11 protein-coding genes are annotated in these 16,978 nt (G+C 72.6%); all 11 read left to right on the top strand.

Annotation, left to right across the window (positions count from 1 at the left end; translation table 11 throughout):
• The first annotated feature begins 8 nt into the window (after window positions 1–8).
• The 11 genes from mrdA (at window position 9) to obgE (ending at window position 16,805) form a co-directional block, all read left to right on the top strand.
• Complete coding sequence (gene mrdA / locus ACGF1Z_RS09920; RefSeq protein WP_393001848.1) at window positions 9–2,264, top strand: penicillin-binding protein 2; 2,256 nt, start codon at window positions 9–11, stop codon at window positions 2,262–2,264.
• Window positions 2,265–2,268: 4 nt separating this feature from the next.
• Window positions 2,269–3,468, top strand: a complete 1,200-nt coding sequence (gene rodA / locus ACGF1Z_RS09915; RefSeq protein WP_393001846.1) for a rod shape-determining protein RodA — start codon at window positions 2,269–2,271, stop codon at window positions 3,466–3,468.
• 99 nt (window positions 3,469–3,567) lie between these two features.
• Complete coding sequence (locus ACGF1Z_RS09910) at window positions 3,568–5,085, top strand: CHAD domain-containing protein (protein WP_393001844.1); 1,518 nt, start codon at window positions 3,568–3,570, stop codon at window positions 5,083–5,085.
• Window positions 5,086–5,137: 52 nt separating this feature from the next.
• Entirely contained in the window at window positions 5,138–7,066 is a 1,929-nt protein-coding gene (locus tag ACGF1Z_RS09905) for a TIGR03960 family B12-binding radical SAM protein (RefSeq protein WP_393001842.1), read from the top strand.
• A 70-nt stretch (window positions 7,067–7,136) separates the two neighbouring features.
• On the top strand, window positions 7,137–8,561 hold the full coding sequence (locus tag ACGF1Z_RS09900; RefSeq protein ID WP_393001840.1) for a hypothetical protein: 1,425 nt from the start codon (window positions 7,137–7,139) through the stop codon (window positions 8,559–8,561).
• A 124-nt stretch (window positions 8,562–8,685) separates the two neighbouring features.
• Entirely contained in the window at window positions 8,686–9,477 is a 792-nt protein-coding gene (locus ACGF1Z_RS09895; RefSeq protein WP_393001838.1) for a TIGR03936 family radical SAM-associated protein, read from the top strand.
• Between the two features lie 235 nt (window positions 9,478–9,712).
• Entirely contained in the window at window positions 9,713–13,471 is a 3,759-nt protein-coding gene (locus tag ACGF1Z_RS09890) for a ribonuclease E/G (protein ID WP_393001836.1), read from the top strand.
• Between the two features lie 91 nt (window positions 13,472–13,562).
• The gene (galU, locus tag ACGF1Z_RS09885; protein ID WP_393001834.1) at window positions 13,563–14,474 is read left to right on the top strand and encodes a UTP--glucose-1-phosphate uridylyltransferase GalU; all 912 of its coding nucleotides are present in this window, start codon (window positions 13,563–13,565) and stop codon (window positions 14,472–14,474) included.
• Between the two features lie 187 nt (window positions 14,475–14,661).
• Window positions 14,662–14,982, top strand: coding sequence for a 50S ribosomal protein L21 (rplU, locus tag ACGF1Z_RS09880; RefSeq protein ID WP_365340082.1), 321 nt, complete (start codon window positions 14,662–14,664; stop codon window positions 14,980–14,982).
• A gap of 14 nt (window positions 14,983–14,996) precedes the next feature.
• Window positions 14,997–15,251, top strand: a complete 255-nt coding sequence (rpmA, locus tag ACGF1Z_RS09875) for a 50S ribosomal protein L27 (RefSeq protein WP_030494090.1) — start codon at window positions 14,997–14,999, stop codon at window positions 15,249–15,251.
• A 114-nt stretch (window positions 15,252–15,365) separates the two neighbouring features.
• Window positions 15,366–16,805: a GTPase ObgE gene (gene obgE, locus ACGF1Z_RS09870; RefSeq protein WP_393001832.1), complete on the top strand. Its 1,440-nt coding sequence runs from the start codon at window positions 15,366–15,368 to the stop codon at window positions 16,803–16,805.
• Window positions 16,806–16,978 lie beyond the last annotated feature (173 nt).

The following is a 16,978-nucleotide window of genomic DNA, read 5'->3' as shown; positions in this document are numbered from 1 at the left end:
ACGGCAGTATGAGCAACATCCCCGAGACCGGGCGGACCCCCCGGGTCCAGATCCGGCTCGTCGTCATCCAGGTCCTCGTCTTCTCCCTGCTCTTCACCCTCGGCGGACGCCTCTGGTACCTCCAGATCCGCAACGGCAAGGAGTACACCGACGAGGCGAAGAGCAACCACGTCCAGCAGGTCGTCCAGCCCGCCGTACGCGGCTCCATCCTCGACGCCCGCGGCGTCCCGCTCGCCGACAACGAGACCCGCCTCGTGGTCTCCGCCTCCCGCACCGAGCTGATGAAGATGAAGGACGACGGCAAGGCCGTCCTCACCCGGCTCGCCACCGTCCTCGGCATGAAGCCGCTCGACGTCATCAACAAGATCCGGCTCTGCGACTCCAAGACCCCCAAGCCCTGCTGGAACGGCTCGCCCTACCAGCCGATCCCCGTCACCGACGAGGCCACCACCCAGCAGGCCCTGCAGATCCGCGAGCGCGCCGAGGACTTCCCCGGCATCACCGCCGAGCCCGCCGCCGTGCGCCGCTACCCGGCCCCCGGCAAGTCCCGTACGTCCCAGGTCCTCGGCTACCTCTCGCCCGTCACCGACGGCGAGATCGAGAAGGCCAAGGACAGCGACTCGCCGTACCTGCGTTCCGACCAGGTCGGGCGCTCCGGCCTGGAGCGCACCTACGACAAGCAGCTGCGCGGCAAGGCCGGCGTCACCCGCTACGAGGTCGACAACCTCGGCCGGGTCATCGGCCAGGCCAAGAGCGACGCCGCCGAGCCCGGCGCCAACGTCGTCACCTCCATCGACGCCCGCGTCCAGGCGGTCGCCGAATGGGAGCTGCACAACGCGATGGTCGAGGCCCGCAAGACCTTCGACAAGAACACCAACGAGAACTACAAGGCCGACGCCGGCGCCGTCGTGGTCATGGAGGCCAAGACCGGCCGGATCGTCGCCATGGCCTCGCAGCCCGACTACGACCCCAACGCCTGGGTCGGCGGCATCTCCGCCAAGGACTACGCGGCCCTCACCGGCAAGGACTCCAACTTCCCGCTGCTGAACCGGGCCATCCAGGGCCAGGCCGCACCCGGCTCCATCTTCAAGGTCATCTCGACCACCGCCGCCGTCAACGCGGGCTACGACTTCGACGGGCGCTACCCGTGCACCAGCTCGTACTCCATCGGCAGCCAGGTCTTCAAGAACTTCGAGTCGCAGAACCACGGCCCCATCAGCCTCGGCCGCGCCCTCGAGGTCTCCTGCGACACCGTCTTCTACGCCCTCGCCCACCAGCAGTGGATCAAGGACGGCGGGATGAAGCCGAAGAAGAACCCGGGCGACTGGTTCTACAAGACGGCCCATCAGTTCGGCCTCGGCGCCGAGACCGGCATCGACCTCCCCAACGAGGTCACCGGCCGCGTCCCCGACCGCCAGTGGAAGCAGAGCTTCTGGGAGGCCAACAAGGACTGGTGGTGCAAGTACGGCAAGAAGGGCGGCACCTACGTCCAGCAGCTGTCGTACGAGAACTGCCTCGAAGGCAACCTGATGCGCGCCGGCGACTCGGTCAACTACTCCATCGGACAGGGCGACACCCTCGTCACCCCCATCCAGATGGCCACCATCTACGCCGCCATCTCCAACGGCGGCACCCTGTGGAACCCGTCCGTCGGCAAGGCCGTCATCAGCGCCGACGGCAAGAACGTCAAGGAGATCGCGCCCAAGTCGCACGGCCGGCTGCCGTTCAACGCGCAGACCCGCGACTTGATAGACGAAGCCCTCGCAGGAGTCGCCACCCGCGGAACGGCCGCCTGGCGCTTCGGCGGCTGGCCGCAGGACAAGATCCCGATGCACGCCAAGACGGGCACCGCGGAGGTCTACGGCAAGCAGACGACCTCCTGGTTCGCCACGTACACCAAGGACTACGCGATCGTCATGACGATCGCCCAGGGTGGTACCGGCTCCGGCGCCTCCGGCCCCGCCGTGCGCAACATCTACGACGCGCTCTACGGACTCGACGACGCGGGCAACCAGGACCTGAAGCGGGCCCTGCTGCCGCAGCCGCAGAAGACCCTGCCGAAGATCCAGCCCGACGGCTCCATCGACGCGCCCCGGATCGCGCCCTACGACCCCGAGGCCCAGAAGGTCGACCCCGACGCCCCGGTGAAGCTCGCCGCCGACCAGCCGGGCGGCACCCAGCCGCCCGACCCCGACAAGCCCGCGAAACCTGACGACGACCCCCAGCCCCTCACGGGCCCGCCCGCCACCCGAGGGAGGCTCTGAAGCGATGACCGCTCCGCACGGCTTCTCCGTCTCCCGCTACGCGCCCGAGCGCGGCACCCTCGCCAAGCTCACCGCCCGCGACTCGGTGCTGCGCCGGCTCGACTGGCCGATCCTGCTGTCCGCGCTCGCCCTGTCGTTCCTCGGCTCGCTGCTCGTGTGGTCCGCCACCCGCGGCCGCACCGAGCTCAACCAGGGCGACCCGTACTACTTCCTGTTCCGGCACGTCCTCAACACCGGCATCGGGCTCGCCCTGATGATCGGCACGGTCTGGCTCGGCCACCGCACCCTGCGCGGGGCCGTGCCCTTCCTCTACGGCCTGTCGGTCCTGCTGATCCTCGCCGTGCTCACCCCGCTCGGCGCGACCATCAACGGCGCGCACGCGTGGATCGTGATCGGCGGCGGCTTCTCGCTCCAGCCCAGCGAGTTCGTGAAGATCACGATCATCCTGATCATGGCGATGCTGCTGGCCGCGAAGGTCGACGCGGGCGACCAGCTCCACCCCGACCACCGCACCGTCGCCAAGGCACTCGGGCTGGCCGCCCTCCCCATGGGCATCGTCATGCTGATGCCCGACCTCGGCTCGGTCATGGTCATGGCCGTCATCGTGCTCGGCGTGCTGCTGGCCTCCGGCGCCTCCAACCGCTGGGTCCTCGGACTCATCGGCGCGGGCGTCCTCGGCGCCGTCCTCGTCACCACGCTCGGCATGCTCGACGAGTACCAGATCAACCGCTTCGCCGCCTTCGCCAACCCCGACCTCGACCCCGCCGGCGTCGGCTACAACACCAACCAGGCCCGCATCGCCATCGGCTCCGGCGGACTCCTCGGCTCGGGACTCTTCAAGGGCTCCCAGACCACCGGCCAGTTCGTGCCCGAGCAGCAGACCGACTTCGTCTTCACGGTGGCGGGGGAGGAGCTCGGCTTCGTCGGCGCGGGCCTCATCCTGCTCCTGCTCGGCATCATCCTGTGGCGCGCCTGCCGCATCGCCCGCGAGACCACCGAGCTCTACGGCACGGTCGTCGCGGCCGGCATCATCGCCTGGTTCGCCTTCCAGGCCTTCGAGAACATCGGCATGACGCTCGGCATCATGCCGGTCGCCGGCCTGCCGCTCCCGTTCGTCTCGTACGGCGGCTCGTCGATGTTCGCCGTGTGGGTCGCGATCGGCCTGCTCCAGTCGATCAGGGTGCAGCGACCGATGACGGCTTAGGCCCCGTCCCCGGGCCGGGCGCCGCGAGACCCGCCCGGCCCGAAGGCCACGGCCGAGTTCCCCCTGCCACTCGCCCCCGTTCGCGTCTAGATTCGTTCCATGGCGGAGACGAAGCGCGAGATCGAGCGTAAGTACGAGGCCACGGCCACGACGGAGCTCCCGGACCTCGTCGGGACCGCGGGCGTGGCCGCCGTCCGGGACGAGGGCGTCACCGAACTGGACGCCGTCTACTACGACACACCGGACCTGCGGCTCGCCGCGGACGGCCTCACCCTGCGCCGCCGCACCGGCGGCGCGGACGCCGGCTGGCACCTCAAGTTCCCCGTCGCCTCCGGCATCCGCGACGAGATCAGAGCCCCGCTCTCGGAGACCCTCCCGGCCTTCCTGACGGGGCTCCTGCGTTCCCGCGTCCGGCACGCCGCCGTCGCCCCCGTCGTCCGTCTCCGCTCCTCCCGCTCCGTCCGCCGGCTGCTCGACGACGACGGCCGCCCGCTCGCCGAACTGTCCGTCGACACCGTCCACGCCGACCGCCTCACCGGAACGGGCGAAGCCGCCTGGACCGAGATCGAGGTCGAACTCGCCGACGACGGCGACGAGGCACTCCTGGACGCCGTCGGGAAACGCCTCAGGAAGGCGGGCATCCGCCCGTCGGAGGCGCCGTCGAAACTCGCCAGGGCACTGGCGGAGACGGGCACGGCCCCGCCCGCGCGCGACAACGGCCCGGGAACCCCCGGCACCGCCGGGCACGCCGTCCTCGCCTACGTACGGGAGCAGGCCGAGGCGATCGTCGCCCTCGACCCCGCCGTCCGGCGCGACCTGCCCGACGCCCTCCACCAGATGCGGGTCGCCTGCCGCAGGCTGCGCAGCGCCTTCAAGACCTACCGCCGGGTCCTCGACCGCGGCGTCACCGACCCCGTCGGCGAGGAGCTGAAGTGGCTCGCCGGCGAACTCGGCGCCGCCCGCGACGAGGAGGTGCTCACCGCCCGCCTGGACGCCCGCCTCGACGCACTGCCGAACACCCTGCTCCTCGGCCCCGTCCGGGCCCGGCTGCGCGCCCGCGGCGTCCGGCGCGCCGAGGACGCCCGGCACACGGCCCTCGCCGCACTCGACTCCGCGCGCCACCTCGCGCTCCTCGACACCCTCGACGCGCTCCTCACCGACCCGCCGCTGCGCCCAGCGGCCGCCCAGGACGCCTCCGAGGTCCTCGCGCGCGCCGTCCGCAAGGACTTCGACCGGCTCGCCCGCCGGGTCGAGCACGCCCTCGCGCTCGAACCCGGGCGGGAACGCGACCTCGCCCTGCACGCCGCCCGCAAGGCCGCCAAACGCACCCGCTACGCCGCCGACGCCGCCCGCCCCACCCTCGGCAAGCCCGCCAAACGGTTCGCCAAGCGCGTGAAGGCCGTCCAGTCGCTCCTGGGCGAGCACCAGGACAGCGTCGTCGCCCGCACCGCGCTGCGCGAGATCGCCGTCCAGGCCCACGCGGCCGGCGAGACCGCCTTCACCTGGGGACTTCTGTACGGACGCGAGGAAGCCGCCGCCCTGGCCGGCGAACGCGAGCTCCCCGCCGTCTGGAAGCGGGCCGCGGCCCCGGGAATCCGGGCGGCACTGAGCCGCTGAGCACCGGGGTACGCTTGAGAGTCGCCCCCCTGCCAGCTCACGAAGGTTCGAGATGTCTGCTGCCGAGTCTGTCTTCCCGCAGCTCGAAGCTCTGCTCCCGCACGTGCAGAAGCCGATTCAGTACGTCGGTGGAGAGCTGAACTCCACGGTCAAGCCGTGGGAGTCCGCCGACGTCCGCTGGGCTCTGATGTACCCGGACGCGTACGAGGTCGGCCTGCCCAACCAGGGCGTCATGATCCTCTACGAGGTACTGAACGAGCGCGAGGGCGTCCTCGCCGAGCGCACGTACAGCGTGTGGCCGGACCTCGAGGAGCTGATGCGCGAGCACAAGGTGCCGCAGTTCACCGTGGACAGCCACCGCCCCGTGGGCGCGTTCGACGTCTTCGGACTGAGCTTCTCCACCGAGCTCGGCTACACCAACATGCTCACGGCCCTCGACCTCGCCGGCATCCCGCTGGAGTCGAAGGACCGGACCGTCGACCACCCGATCGTGCTCGCCGGCGGCCACGCCGCCTTCAACCCCGAGCCGATCGCGGACTTCATCGACGCGGCGATCATCGGCGACGGCGAGCAGGCCGTGCTCGACATGACCGAGATCATCCGGCAGTGGAAGGCCGAGGGCAGGCCGGGCGGCCGCGAGGAGGTCCTCTTCCGTCTCGCCAGGACCGGCTCGGTCTACATCCCGGCGTTCTACGACGTCGAGTACCTGCCGGACGGGCGCATCGGCCGGGTCGTCCCCAACAGGTCCGGTGTGCCGTGGCGCGTCTCCAAGCACACCGTCATGGACCTCGACGAGTGGCCCTACCCCAAGCAGCCGCTCGTCCCGCTCGCGGAGACCGTCCACGAGCGCATGTCCGTCGAGATCTTCCGCGGCTGCACCCGCGGCTGCCGCTTCTGCCAGGCCGGCATGATCACGCGCCCCGTGCGGGAGCGAAGCATCACCGGCATCGGCGAGATGGTGGACCGCGGCCTGAAGGCGACCGGCTTCGAGGAGGTCGGCCTCCTCTCGCTGTCCTCCGCGGACCACTCCGAGATCGGCGACATCGCCAAGGGCCTGGCCGACCGGTACACCGAGGACAAGATCGGCCTGTCCCTCCCCTCGACCCGCGTGGACGCGTTCAACGTCGACCTGGCCAACGAGCTGACCCGCAACGGGCGCCGGTCCGGTCTCACCTTCGCCCCCGAGGGCGGCTCCGAGCGCATGCGCAAGGTCATCAACAAGATGGTCTCGGAGGAGGACCTGATCCGGACCGTCTCCACGGCGTACGGCAACGGCTGGCGTCAGGTGAAGCTGTACTTCATGTGCGGCCTGCCGACCGAGACGGACGAGGACGTCCTGCAGATCGCCGACATGGCGATGAACGTGATCGCCGAGGGCCGCAAGGTCTCCGGCCAGAACGACATCCGCTGCACCGTCTCCATCGGCGGCTTCGTCCCGAAGCCCCACACCCCCTTCCAGTGGGCCCCGCAGCTCTCCGCGGAGGAGACCGACGAGCGCCTGGCCAAGCTCCGGGACAAGATCCGCGGCGACAAGAAGTACGGCCGCTCGATCGGCTTCCGCTACCACGACGGCAAGCCCGGCATCGTCGAGGGCCTCCTCTCCCGCGGTGACCGCCGCGTCGGCGCGGTCATCCGCGCCGTGTACGAGGACGGCGGCCGCTTCGACGGCTGGCGCGAGCACTTCTCGTACGACCGCTGGATGGCGTGCGCGGAGAAGACGCTCCCCGCCTTCGGCGTGGACGTGGCCTGGTACACGACCCGCGAGCGCACCTACGAGGAGGTCCTGCCCTGGGACCACCTGGACTCCGGTCTCGACAAGGACTGGCTCTGGGAGGACTGGCAGGACGCGCTCGACGAGACCGAGGTCGAGGACTGCCGCTGGACGCCGTGCTTCGACTGCGGCGTGTGCCCCCAGATGGACACGAGCATCCAGATCGGCCCGACGGGCAAGAAGCTGCTGCCGCTCACGGTCGTGAAGTAGCCGCGTAACGCTCTGGCGACGGCCCGGCGGAGGGTGAACCCTCCGCCGGGCCGTCCGCGTCCCTGGGGTCATGAGCACGCAAACCCCGGTCCCCGCCCCGCCGGCCCCGCACGCGCTGATCCGCATTCCCGTGCGCATCGTCGTGCTCGTCCTGATCCTCCCGGTCCGCATGACCTGGGACGCCCTCAAGGCCACCGGCCGGCTCCTCGACCGCGCCCTGCTCCGCCCGGCGGGCCGCGCCCTCACCTGGCTCGTCGACCGGACGGTACGCCGCCCCGCCCGCTGGCTCCGGCACCGCGTCCTGGCCCCGGCGGGCCGCGGCGTCGCCTGGCTGGCGAGGGGTGTGGGGCGGGGCGTCGCCTGGCTGGCAAGGGGTGCGGGGCGGGGCGTCGCATGGGTCTTCGGCGGGCTGCGGCGGGGGCTCGCCTGGGTGTTCGGCGGATTGTGGCGGGGGTTCGCGTGGGCCTTTGGCGGGGCCTGGCGGGGGCTTGCGTGGGTGCTCGGCCGGCTGTGGCGGGGGCTGGCCCTGGTGTTCGACGGGCTGTGGCGGGGGCTCGGGTGGGGCTTCGGGCGGGTGGCGGCGGGGGCCGCCCGGCTCGGGCGGGGGCTCGCATGGGCCGCCGGGCGGGTCGGCCGGGGAGTGACCCGGCCCTTCGTCGCCTTGTGGCGCCATGGGGTCGTGCCCGTCGTCCGGCACGGGATCGCCGCCCCGGCCCGCGTCCTCTGGCGGCGGGTGCTCGTGCCGCTCGGCGCCGGGCTGTGGCGCTACGCCGTGGTCGCGCCCGCCCGGTGGCTGTACGGCCGGGTGCTCGCGCCGGCGGGCCGGGGCGCCGTGTGGTTGCTCACCCGTTCCGGGCGGGCCCTGGCCCGGGTGCTCACCGGACTCGGGCGGGCGATCGCGGCCGGCGTGAGAGCCCTCGGCACGGTGCTCCTCGTATGGCCCTGGCGGTACGCGCTCGTGCCGCTCGTCACGTACGGGATCGTCCGCCCCGCGGTCTGGCTGTGGCAGCGGATCCTCGTCCCTCTCGGACGTGAGCTGCGCGACGCCCTCGCGATGTGCTGGCGGGTCGCAGGCTTCGTCTCCGTGGCCGTCGGGCGCGGCATCGCCCGGCTCGCGCGCAACCTGGTCGCCCGCCCCCTGGTCTGGGCGGCGCGCCATCTCGTCGCCCGCCCCGTCGGCTGGCTGGCGCGCCACGTGATCGGGCGTCCCGCCGTCCGGCTCTACCGCGGGGTCTGCGTCCCGGCCGGGCACTGGGTGCGCGACGCGGTGTGGAGGCCCGCCCGCAGGGCCGCCGCCGAGGCCCGCAGGACGGCGCGGGCGGTGCTCGCCTCCGCCCGCGACACCGTCACCCAGACCCGCCGGGACGCGTGGCGGGCCCTGCTCGGCGGACGGCCCGGGGAACCACATGTGGCCCAGGCGCGTACTCTGGGTAGTACAACGAACGTCCCCGGCGCGGCGCCCGCACCCGAGATCTCCCCGCAGCAGCGGGGGTGAGCCGGGCGGGACCCCCGGGACACCACCGCATTTCGAGGGCGGTGCGCCTCCCGCGCCCGCTCCGCACCGAGGAGAAGAACCACTGGGCAAGCGACAGCCCGAAGGCCCGCCGCCCGCACCGGCGGTGCAGCGCATCCGACTGCGCTACACCAAGCGCGGCCGCCTCCGGTTCACCAGCCATCGTGACTTCCAGCGCGCTTTCGAGCGTGCGCTGCGCCGTGCCGAGGTGCCCATGGCGTACTCCGCCGGGTTCACCCCGCACCCGAAGGTGTCGTACGCCAACGCCGCCCCGACGGGTACGGGCTCCGAGGCCGAATACCTGGAGATCGCCCTCACCGCGACGCGCGATCCCGAGACCCTGCGGGGTCTGCTCGACGAGTCCATGCCGAGCGGCCTCGACATCGTCGACGCCGTCGAGGCCCGCACCTCGGGCCTCGCCGACCGGCTCACCGCCTCCGTGTGGGAGCTGCGACTCGACGGTGTGGACGTCGAGGAGGTGCAGAAGGCCGTCGAGGCGTTTCTCGCGGCCGAGACCGTGGAAGTACAGCGCAAGACCAAGAACGGTCTGCGCACCTTCGACACCCGCGGTGCCGTCGTGGAGCTGACCGCGGCCTCCGCCCAGGGCGATCCCCAGGGTGATAGGCCGCTCGACAGCGCCTGTGCGATACTGCGGCTGGTTGTTCGGCACGTAACGCCTGCCGTGCGACCCGACGACGTCCTGTCCGGTCTCCGAGCTGTGGCCGACCTGGCGCCGCCGGTCCCCGCAGCGGTGACCAGGCTGGCGCAGGGGCTCTTCGACGAGGAGTCCGGCACGGTGACCGACCCGCTCGCGCCCGACCGCGAGGCAGTCAAGGCCGCTCCAACCACGGCCGCCGAGACCGCCTCAGCGACGGCGCCGGGTGCGGGTACCGCGTAGGGAGCGGTCGTTGTAGCGCCGCCCTGGTACTCGGGAGCCACCTGGGTCGGGCAGCGCACCCACCAGGAGACTTTCGCCAGGCCGTCCGCACAGGGCGTACGGAACCGGCGAGCCAGACATACAGCTCCCGTGTGGCGCCCGCGCCCCGGACGGCGGCACCGCGCTTCCCGCGTGGTCGTGCCGCCGTACCGGAACCGGACGCGGCGCCCGGGAGCGTGACGGGAGAACCGCCCGCATGCTCGAACAGAACGAAGAGAACGAGAACACCGCACCCGGTGACAAGCTGCCGCCGCGCCGTCGTCGCCGCGCCGCTTCCCGGCCCGCCGGTCCGCCGGTGACCGCCGGGGCCGCCGCCGACACCGCGGAGGTCGTGGAGACCACCCCGGCCCCGGCCGCCGAGGTCGCGCCCGCCGAGCCCGCTCCCGCCGAGGAGCCGGCGCCCGCGCGTCCGCGCCGCCGTGCCACCCGCAAGGCCACCGCGCCCGCCGCCGAGGCCGTGGAGACCCCGGAGGCCGCTCCGGCCGCCGAGGCCGCCCCCGCCGCCGAGGAGGCCGCCCCGGCCCGCCGTACCCGCCGCCGCGCGACCCGCGTCGCCGCCGCGCCCGAGGCCGAGACCCCGGCAGCCGCCGAGCCCGCCCCGGCCGCCGAGGCCGCCCCGGTGGCCGAGCCCGCCGAGGAGCCGGCGCCGACCCCCCGCACGCGTCGCCGCGCCACCCGCGCCGTGGCCACCCCGGAGCCCGTCGAGGCCTCCGCCGAGGCCCCCGAGGCCGCCCCGGCCGCCGAGGAGGCCGTCCCGGCCCCGCGGACCCGCCGCCGTGCCACCCGCAAGAGCAGCGCGCCCGAGGTGACCGCCGACGCCGCCGCCGAGATCGCGGCCGAGACGTCCGGCGAGTCGCTGCCCGCGGACACCGTCGAGGAGATCGCCTCGCACGCCGCCGACGTCGCCGCCGCCGAGCAGGCCGCCACCCGCGGCCGTACCCGCCGCCGCGCCGCGTCGCCGCAGTTCACCGCCGAGCCGGCCGCCGCCGAGGAGGCCCCGCGGACCCGCCGTGCGGCGCGCCCGGCCGTCGCCGTCTTCCAGGCCCCGGTCTTCACCGAGCCCATGTTCCAGACCCCGGAGACCGCCGCGGCCATCGCCGCCGCCGAGGTCGTCGAGGAGGAGCCGGAGGAGGAGACCACCGAGACCGTCCAGGCCGCCGAGGCGACCGAGGCCGCCGAGCGGCCGGAGACGGGTGCCCGCCGTCGCCGTCGCCGCCGTGGCGAGCCCGTCGCCGTCGAGCCCGTCCCGGCCACCGTCGCCGACGAGCCCGAGGTCGAGTCCACCCCCGAGGCCGAGGCCGAGGGCGAGGCGGACGACACCGAGGACTTCGAGGAGCGTCCGTCCCGGCGTCGCCGCCGTGGCGGCCGTCGCCGTCGCCGCGGGGAGCTCGCCGAGTCCGAGGGCGAGGAGGCCGACGAGGCCGAGGAGCACCACGCCGGGGACGAGGACGCCGAGGAGGGCGAGGAGTCGGAGGAATCCGAGGAGTCCGAGGGCTTCGGCGGCTCCAGCAGCTCCCGCCGCCGTCGCCGCCGGCGTCGCCGCAGCGGTGACTCGGCCGAGACCGAGGGGGCCGACGAGGACGGCGTCCGTACGGTCGTCAAGGTCCGCGAGCCCCGGCCCGCGCGCGAGAAGAGCACCGAGCCGTCCGACGAGGTCCAGTCCATCAAGGGCTCGACCCGCCTGGAGGCCAAGAAGCAGCGCCGCCGCGAGGGCCGCGAGCAGGGTCGCCGCCGCGTCCCGATCATCACCGAGGCCGAGTTCCTGGCCCGCCGCGAGGCCGTCGAGCGGGTCATGGTCGTCCGCCAGAACGGCGAGCGCACCCAGATCGGCGTGCTGGAAGACAACGTGCTCGTCGAGCACTACGTCAACAAGGAGCAGGCCACCTCCTACGTCGGCAACGTCTACCTGGGCAAGGTCCAGAACGTGCTGCCGTCCATGGAGGCCGCGTTCGTCGACATCGGCAAGGGCCGCAACGCCGTCCTGTACGCCGGCGAGGTCAACTTCGAGGCGCTCGGCATGGGCCACGGCCCGCGCCGCATCGAGGCCGCCCTCAAGTCCGGCCAGTCGGTCCTGGTCCAGGTCACGAAGGACCCGATCGGCCACAAGGGCGCCCGGCTCACCAGCCAGGTCTCCCTGCCGGGCCGCTACCTCGTGTACGTGCCCGAGGGCTCCATGACCGGCATCAGCCGCAAGCTGCCGGACACCGAGCGCGCGCGTCTGAAGACCATCCTCAAGAAGATCGTCCCCGAGGACGCGGGCGTCATCGTGCGCACCGCCGCCGAGGGCGCGAGCGAGGACGAGCTGCGCCGTGACGTCGAGCGACTGCAGGCGCAGTGGGAGGAGATCCAGAAGAAGGCGAAGAGCGGCAACGCGCCGACCCTTCTCTACGGCGAGCCGGACATGACCGTCCGCGTCGTCCGCGACATCTTCAACGAGGACTTCTCCAAGGTCATCGTCAGCGGCGACGACGCGTGGGAGACCATCCACGGCTACGTCTCGCACGTCGCGCCCGACCTGGCCGACCGTCTGACGCGCTGGACCAGCGAGGTCGACGTCTTCGCGACGTACCGGATCGACGAGCAGCTGATGAAGGCGCTGGACCGCAAGGTCTGGCTGCCGTCCGGCGGTTCGCTGGTGATCGACAAGACCGAGGCGATGATCGTCGTCGACGTCAACACCGGCAAGTTCACCGGCCAGGGCGGCAACCTCGAGGAGACCGTCACCAGGAACAACCTGGAGGCGGCCGAGGAGATCGTCCGCCAGCTGCGCCTGCGCGACCTCGGCGGCATCGTCGTCATCGACTTCATCGACATGGTCCTGGAGTCCAACCGCGACCTGGTGCTGCGCCGTCTCCTGGAGTGCCTGGGCCGTGACCGGACCAAGCACCAGGTGGCCGAGGTCACCTCGCTCGGCCTGGTGCAGATGACCCGCAAGCGGGTCGGACAGGGCCTCCTGGAGTCCTTCTCGGAGACCTGCGTCCACTGCAACGGCCGCGGTGTCATCGTCCACATGGAGCAGCCCGCCACCCACGGTGGCGGTGGCGGCGGCAAGCGCTCGAAGAAGCGCGGCCGCGGCGGCGCCGAGCACGTCCACGAGCACGACCACGAGGCCGTCGAGACCGGCATCGAGGCGGAGGGCCCGGACGAGGCCGAGACCGCTGCCGAGGTCGCCGCGGAGCTCGCGGCCCCGGTGGCCCTGCCCGAGCCGATCGGCGCCGACGAGGAGCTGTACGGCAGCGTCGCCGAGGCCGAGGCGGCCGCCACGCGCGGTGGCCGAGGCCGCCGCCGGGCGACCCGCCGGGTGTCGGCGCCCGCCGCCTCGACGGCCGTCACCGAGACGGAGACCTTCGAGGTCGTCGTCCCCGAGCCGCAGCCGAAGGCCGAGCCGGCCCCGGTCGCCGAGCCCGTGGCCGAGCCGGCCGCGGAGGCTGCCCCGGCGCCGGTGGCCGAGGAGGCCGCCCCCGCGCCGCGTACCCGCCGCCGCGCCACCCGCAAGGCCACCGCCCCGGTGACCGCCACCGCGGAGCCCGCCGACGCGGTCGCCGAGACGGTGGTCGAGCCGGCCGCCGCCGTGGAGGCCCCGGCCGCCGAGCCGGTCGCCGAGCCCGTCGCCGAGGAGGCCCCCGTGGCCGCCCCGCCGAAGGCGCGCCGCCGGGTGGTCCGCAAGGCCACCGCCCCGGCCGGTTCGCCGACGGGCGCGGAGGAGGCCGCCGTGGTCGTGGTGGCGACCGCCGCCCAGGCCGAGCCGGCCGGGTCCGCCGCGCCGGCGGAGCCCGCCGAGGAGGCCGCCGAGGCCTCCGCCCCGGCCAAGAAGACGGCCCGCAAGACCGCCAAGAAGGCCACGGCGAAGAAGGCCGTCGCCAAGAAGACGGTGGCCGCCAAGAAGACCGCGGCGAAGAAGGCAACGACGGCGAAGAAGGCCGTCAAGAAGACCGCCGCTCCCGCGCAGGACTGACCTAGTCCCCTGACGCGACCGTGTGGACCGTCCTCCCGCCGAGGACGGTCCACACGGCATTCACCCCGGATCGGAACCAGGAACCAGCCCGATGAACAACACCCCCGCTCCCCGCGTACGCAAGGCCGTCATCCCCGCCGCCGGTCTCGGCACGCGCTTCCTGCCCGCCACCAAGGCGACGCCGAAGGAGATGCTGCCGGTCGTCGACAAGCCGGCCATCCAGTACGTCGTGGAGGAGGCGGTCTCGGCAGGGCTCGAGGACGTCCTGATGATCACGGGCCGCAACAAGCGTCCGCTCGAGGACCACTTCGACCGGAACTACGAGCTGGAGGAGGCGCTCACCCGCAAGGGCGACGACGAGCGCCTCGCCAAGGTCCAGGAGTCCAACGAGCTGGCCACCATGCACTACGTCCGCCAGGGCGACCCGCGCGGCCTCGGCCACGCGGTGCTGTGCGCGCAGCCGCACGTCGGTGACGAGCCCTTCGCGGTGCTCCTCGGCGACGACCTGATCGACCCGCGCGACCCGCTGCTCGCCCGCATGCTGGAGGTCCTCGGCGAGCACGGCGGCAGCGTCGTCGCGCTGATGGAGGTCGACCCCGCGCAGATCCACCTGTACGGCTGCGCGGCCGTCGAGCTGGCCGACGACGCGGACGTCGTGCGGATCACCGGTCTGGTCGAGAAGCCGGAGCCGGCCGAGGCGCCCAGCAACTACGCGATCATCGGCCGTTACGTTTTGGACCCGGCGGTCTTCGGCGTCCTGAGCGGGACCGAGCCGGGCCGCGGCGGCGAGATCCAGCTCACCGACGCCCTCCAGAAGATGGCGGCGGACGAGCAGCTGGGCGGCCCCGTGCACGGCGTCGTCTTCAAGGGGCGCCGTTACGACACCGGTGACCGCGGCGACTACCTGCGGGCCATCGTGCGCCTCGCCTGCGAGCGCGAGGACCTCGGGCCGGACTTCCGCGCCTGGCTCAAGGGCTTCGTCGCCGAGACGTCCGAGATTTGACCCCCTACGGGCGCCGCCCGTAACCTAGACCGTCGGCGTGTCGACTGACATGCCGCACCTCTGAGCACCTCCCTCCCGGCCCGCCGGGAGAGGCCGCTCGTCCGATCCGGATCGCCGCAGGCCCCCGGGCCCGCGCGTGTGCGGCTGGCGTCAGAGGTCCCCATTACCGAGTGAGAGAGAGATCCGCGTGTACGCCATCGTGCGCAGCGGTGGTCGCCAGCACAAGGTTGCTGTCGGCGACATCGTTGAGGTTGACAAGATTTCCACCGCCAAGGCTGGCGACACGGTCGAGCTCTCGACCCTGCTCGTCGTCGACGGCGACGCCGTGACCAGCGACCCCTGGGTTCTGGCGGGCATCAAGGTCCTGGCCGAGGTCGTGGACCACACCAAGGGCGCCAAGATCGACATCCTGCGCTACAAGAACAAGACCGGCTACCGCCGTCGCCAGGGTCACCGTCAGCAGTACACGGCGATCAAGGTCACGTCCATCCCGACGGCCGCGAAGTAAAGAGGGACTGAGCAATGGCACACAAGAAGGGCGCATCGTCCACCCGGAACGGTCGCGACTCCAACGCCCAGCGGCTCGGCGTGAAGCGCTTCGGCGGTCAGGTCGTCAACGCCGGTGAGATCCTGGTCCGCCAGCGCGGCACCCACTTCCACCCGGGCTCGGGTGTCGGTCGCGGTGGCGACGACACGCTGTTCGCCCTGCAGGCCGGTTCGGTGCAGTTCGGCACCTTCCGTGGCCGCAAGGTCGTGAACATCGTTCCGGTCGCCTGATCGGAACAGTCAGCGGAGGCGGACCTCACTTCCCGACCGGGGAAGAGGGTCCGCCTTTCGCGTGTTACCAGATAGACATTCCGTACGAAGCTCACTTGCTGGAGGCACAGAACCATGACCACCTTCGTGGACCGCGTCGAGCTGCACGTCGCCGCGGGTAACGGAGGCCACGGCTGCGCCTCCGTTCACCGGGAGAAGTTCAAGCCGCTGGGCGGCCCCGACGGCGGTAACGGCGGCCGGGGCGGTGACGTCATTCTGGTCGTCGACCAGTCCGTCACCACACTCCTCGAATACCACCACTCGCCGCACCGCAAGGCCACCAACGGCAAGCCCGGTGAGGGCGGCAACCGCGCGGGCAAGGACGGTCAGGACCTGGTCCTGACCGTGCCCGACGGCACCGTCATCCTCGACAAGCAGGGCAACGTCCTCGCGGACCTCGTCGGCCAGGGCACGACGTACGTCGCCGCCCAGGGCGGCCGCGGCGGCCTCGGCAACGCGGCGCTGTCCTCCGCCCGGCGCAAGGCGCCCGGCTTCGCACTGCTCGGCGAGCCCGGCGACCTCCAGGACATCGTCCTGGAGCTCAAGACCGTCGCGGACGTCGCGCTCGTCGGCTACCCGAGCGCCGGCAAGTCCTCGCTGATCTCCGTCCTCTCGGCGGCCAAGCCGAAGATCGCGGACTACCCCTTCACGACGCTCGTCCCGAACCTGGGCGTCGTCACGGCCGGCTCGACCGTCTACACCATCGCCGACGTCCCCGGCCTCATCCCCGGCGCCAGCCAGGGCCGCGGCCTGGGCCTGGAGTTCCTGCGGCACGTCGAGCGCTGCTCGGTCCTGGTCCACGTGCTCGACACGGCGACCCTGGAGTCCGACCGCGACCCGATCACCGACCTGGACGTCATCGAGGAGGAGCTGAAGCAGTACGGCGGTCTCGAGGACCGTCCGCGCATCGTCGTCCTCAACAAGATCGACATCCCGGACGGCCAGGACCTCGCGGACATGATCCGCCCGGACCTGGAGGAGCGCGGCTACCGCGTCTTCGAGGTCTCCGCGGTCGCCCGCACGGGCCTCAAGGAGCTGTCCTTCGCCCTCGCCGAGATCATCGCGGCGGCGCGCGCCGCGAAGCCCAAGGAGGAGGCGACCCGCATCGTCATCCGCCCGAAGGCCGTCGACGACGCCGGCTTCACCGTCACCTACGACGAGAACGAGGACGTCTACCGCGTGCGCGGCGAGAAGCCGGAGCGCTGGGTCCGCCAGACCGACTTCAACAACGACGAGGCCGTGGGCTACCTGGCCGACCGCCTCAACCGCCTCGGCGTCGAGGACGCGCTGATGAAGGCCGGCGCCCGCGCCGGCGACGGCGTGGCCATCGGCTCGGACGAGAACTCCGTCGTCTTCGACTGGGAGCCCTCGATGGTGGCCGGCGCCGAGATGCTCGGCCGCCGAGGCGAGGACCACCGCCTGGAGGCTCCCCGTCCGGCGACGCAGCGTCGTCGGGACCGTCAGGCGGAGCGTGACGACGCGCAGCGGGAGTTCGACGAGTTCGAGGCGTTCTAGCGTCTGGGTCGGTGTGTGGGCCCCTGCCGGGTGTGTCCGGTGGGGGCCCGCGTGTGTCGGCGGACGGAGTCCGGCGTGGCGGTCCGATGCCTGGGAGGCCCCTTGGGGCCGAGCGGTGCGAGGGCTGCGGTGAGCGATCCTGCCCACCGCCTGGAGGCCCCCCGTCCGGCGAC

The sequence above is a fragment of the Streptomyces sp. NPDC048018 genome, from assembly GCF_043202995.1.
GTDB lineage: Bacteria > Actinomycetota > Actinomycetes > Streptomycetales > Streptomycetaceae > Streptomyces.
The sequence above is the reverse complement of the archived record's forward strand: the minus strand, read 5'-3'. Positions and strand labels throughout refer to the sequence as shown.

Excerpts from the sequence above, each read along its gene's own strand:
- mrdA (WP_393001848.1), top strand. The coding sequence starts at position 9 with ATGAGCAACATCCCCGAGACCGGGCGGACCCCCCGGGTCCAGATCCGG.
- rodA (WP_393001846.1), top strand. The coding sequence starts at position 2,269 with ATGACCGCTCCGCACGGCTTCTCCGTCTCCCGCTACGCGCCCGAGCGC.
- ACGF1Z_RS09910 (WP_393001844.1), top strand. The coding sequence starts at position 3,568 with ATGGCGGAGACGAAGCGCGAGATCGAGCGTAAGTACGAGGCCACGGCC.
- ACGF1Z_RS09905 (WP_393001842.1), top strand. The coding sequence starts at position 5,138 with ATGTCTGCTGCCGAGTCTGTCTTCCCGCAGCTCGAAGCTCTGCTCCCG.
- ACGF1Z_RS09900 (WP_393001840.1), top strand. The coding sequence starts at position 7,137 with ATGAGCACGCAAACCCCGGTCCCCGCCCCGCCGGCCCCGCACGCGCTG.
- ACGF1Z_RS09890 (WP_393001836.1), top strand. The coding sequence starts at position 9,713 with ATGCTCGAACAGAACGAAGAGAACGAGAACACCGCACCCGGTGACAAG.
- galU (WP_393001834.1), top strand. The coding sequence starts at position 13,563 with ATGAACAACACCCCCGCTCCCCGCGTACGCAAGGCCGTCATCCCCGCC.
- rpmA (WP_030494090.1), top strand. The coding sequence starts at position 14,997 with ATGGCACACAAGAAGGGCGCATCGTCCACCCGGAACGGTCGCGACTCC.
- obgE (WP_393001832.1), top strand. The coding sequence starts at position 15,366 with ATGACCACCTTCGTGGACCGCGTCGAGCTGCACGTCGCCGCGGGTAAC.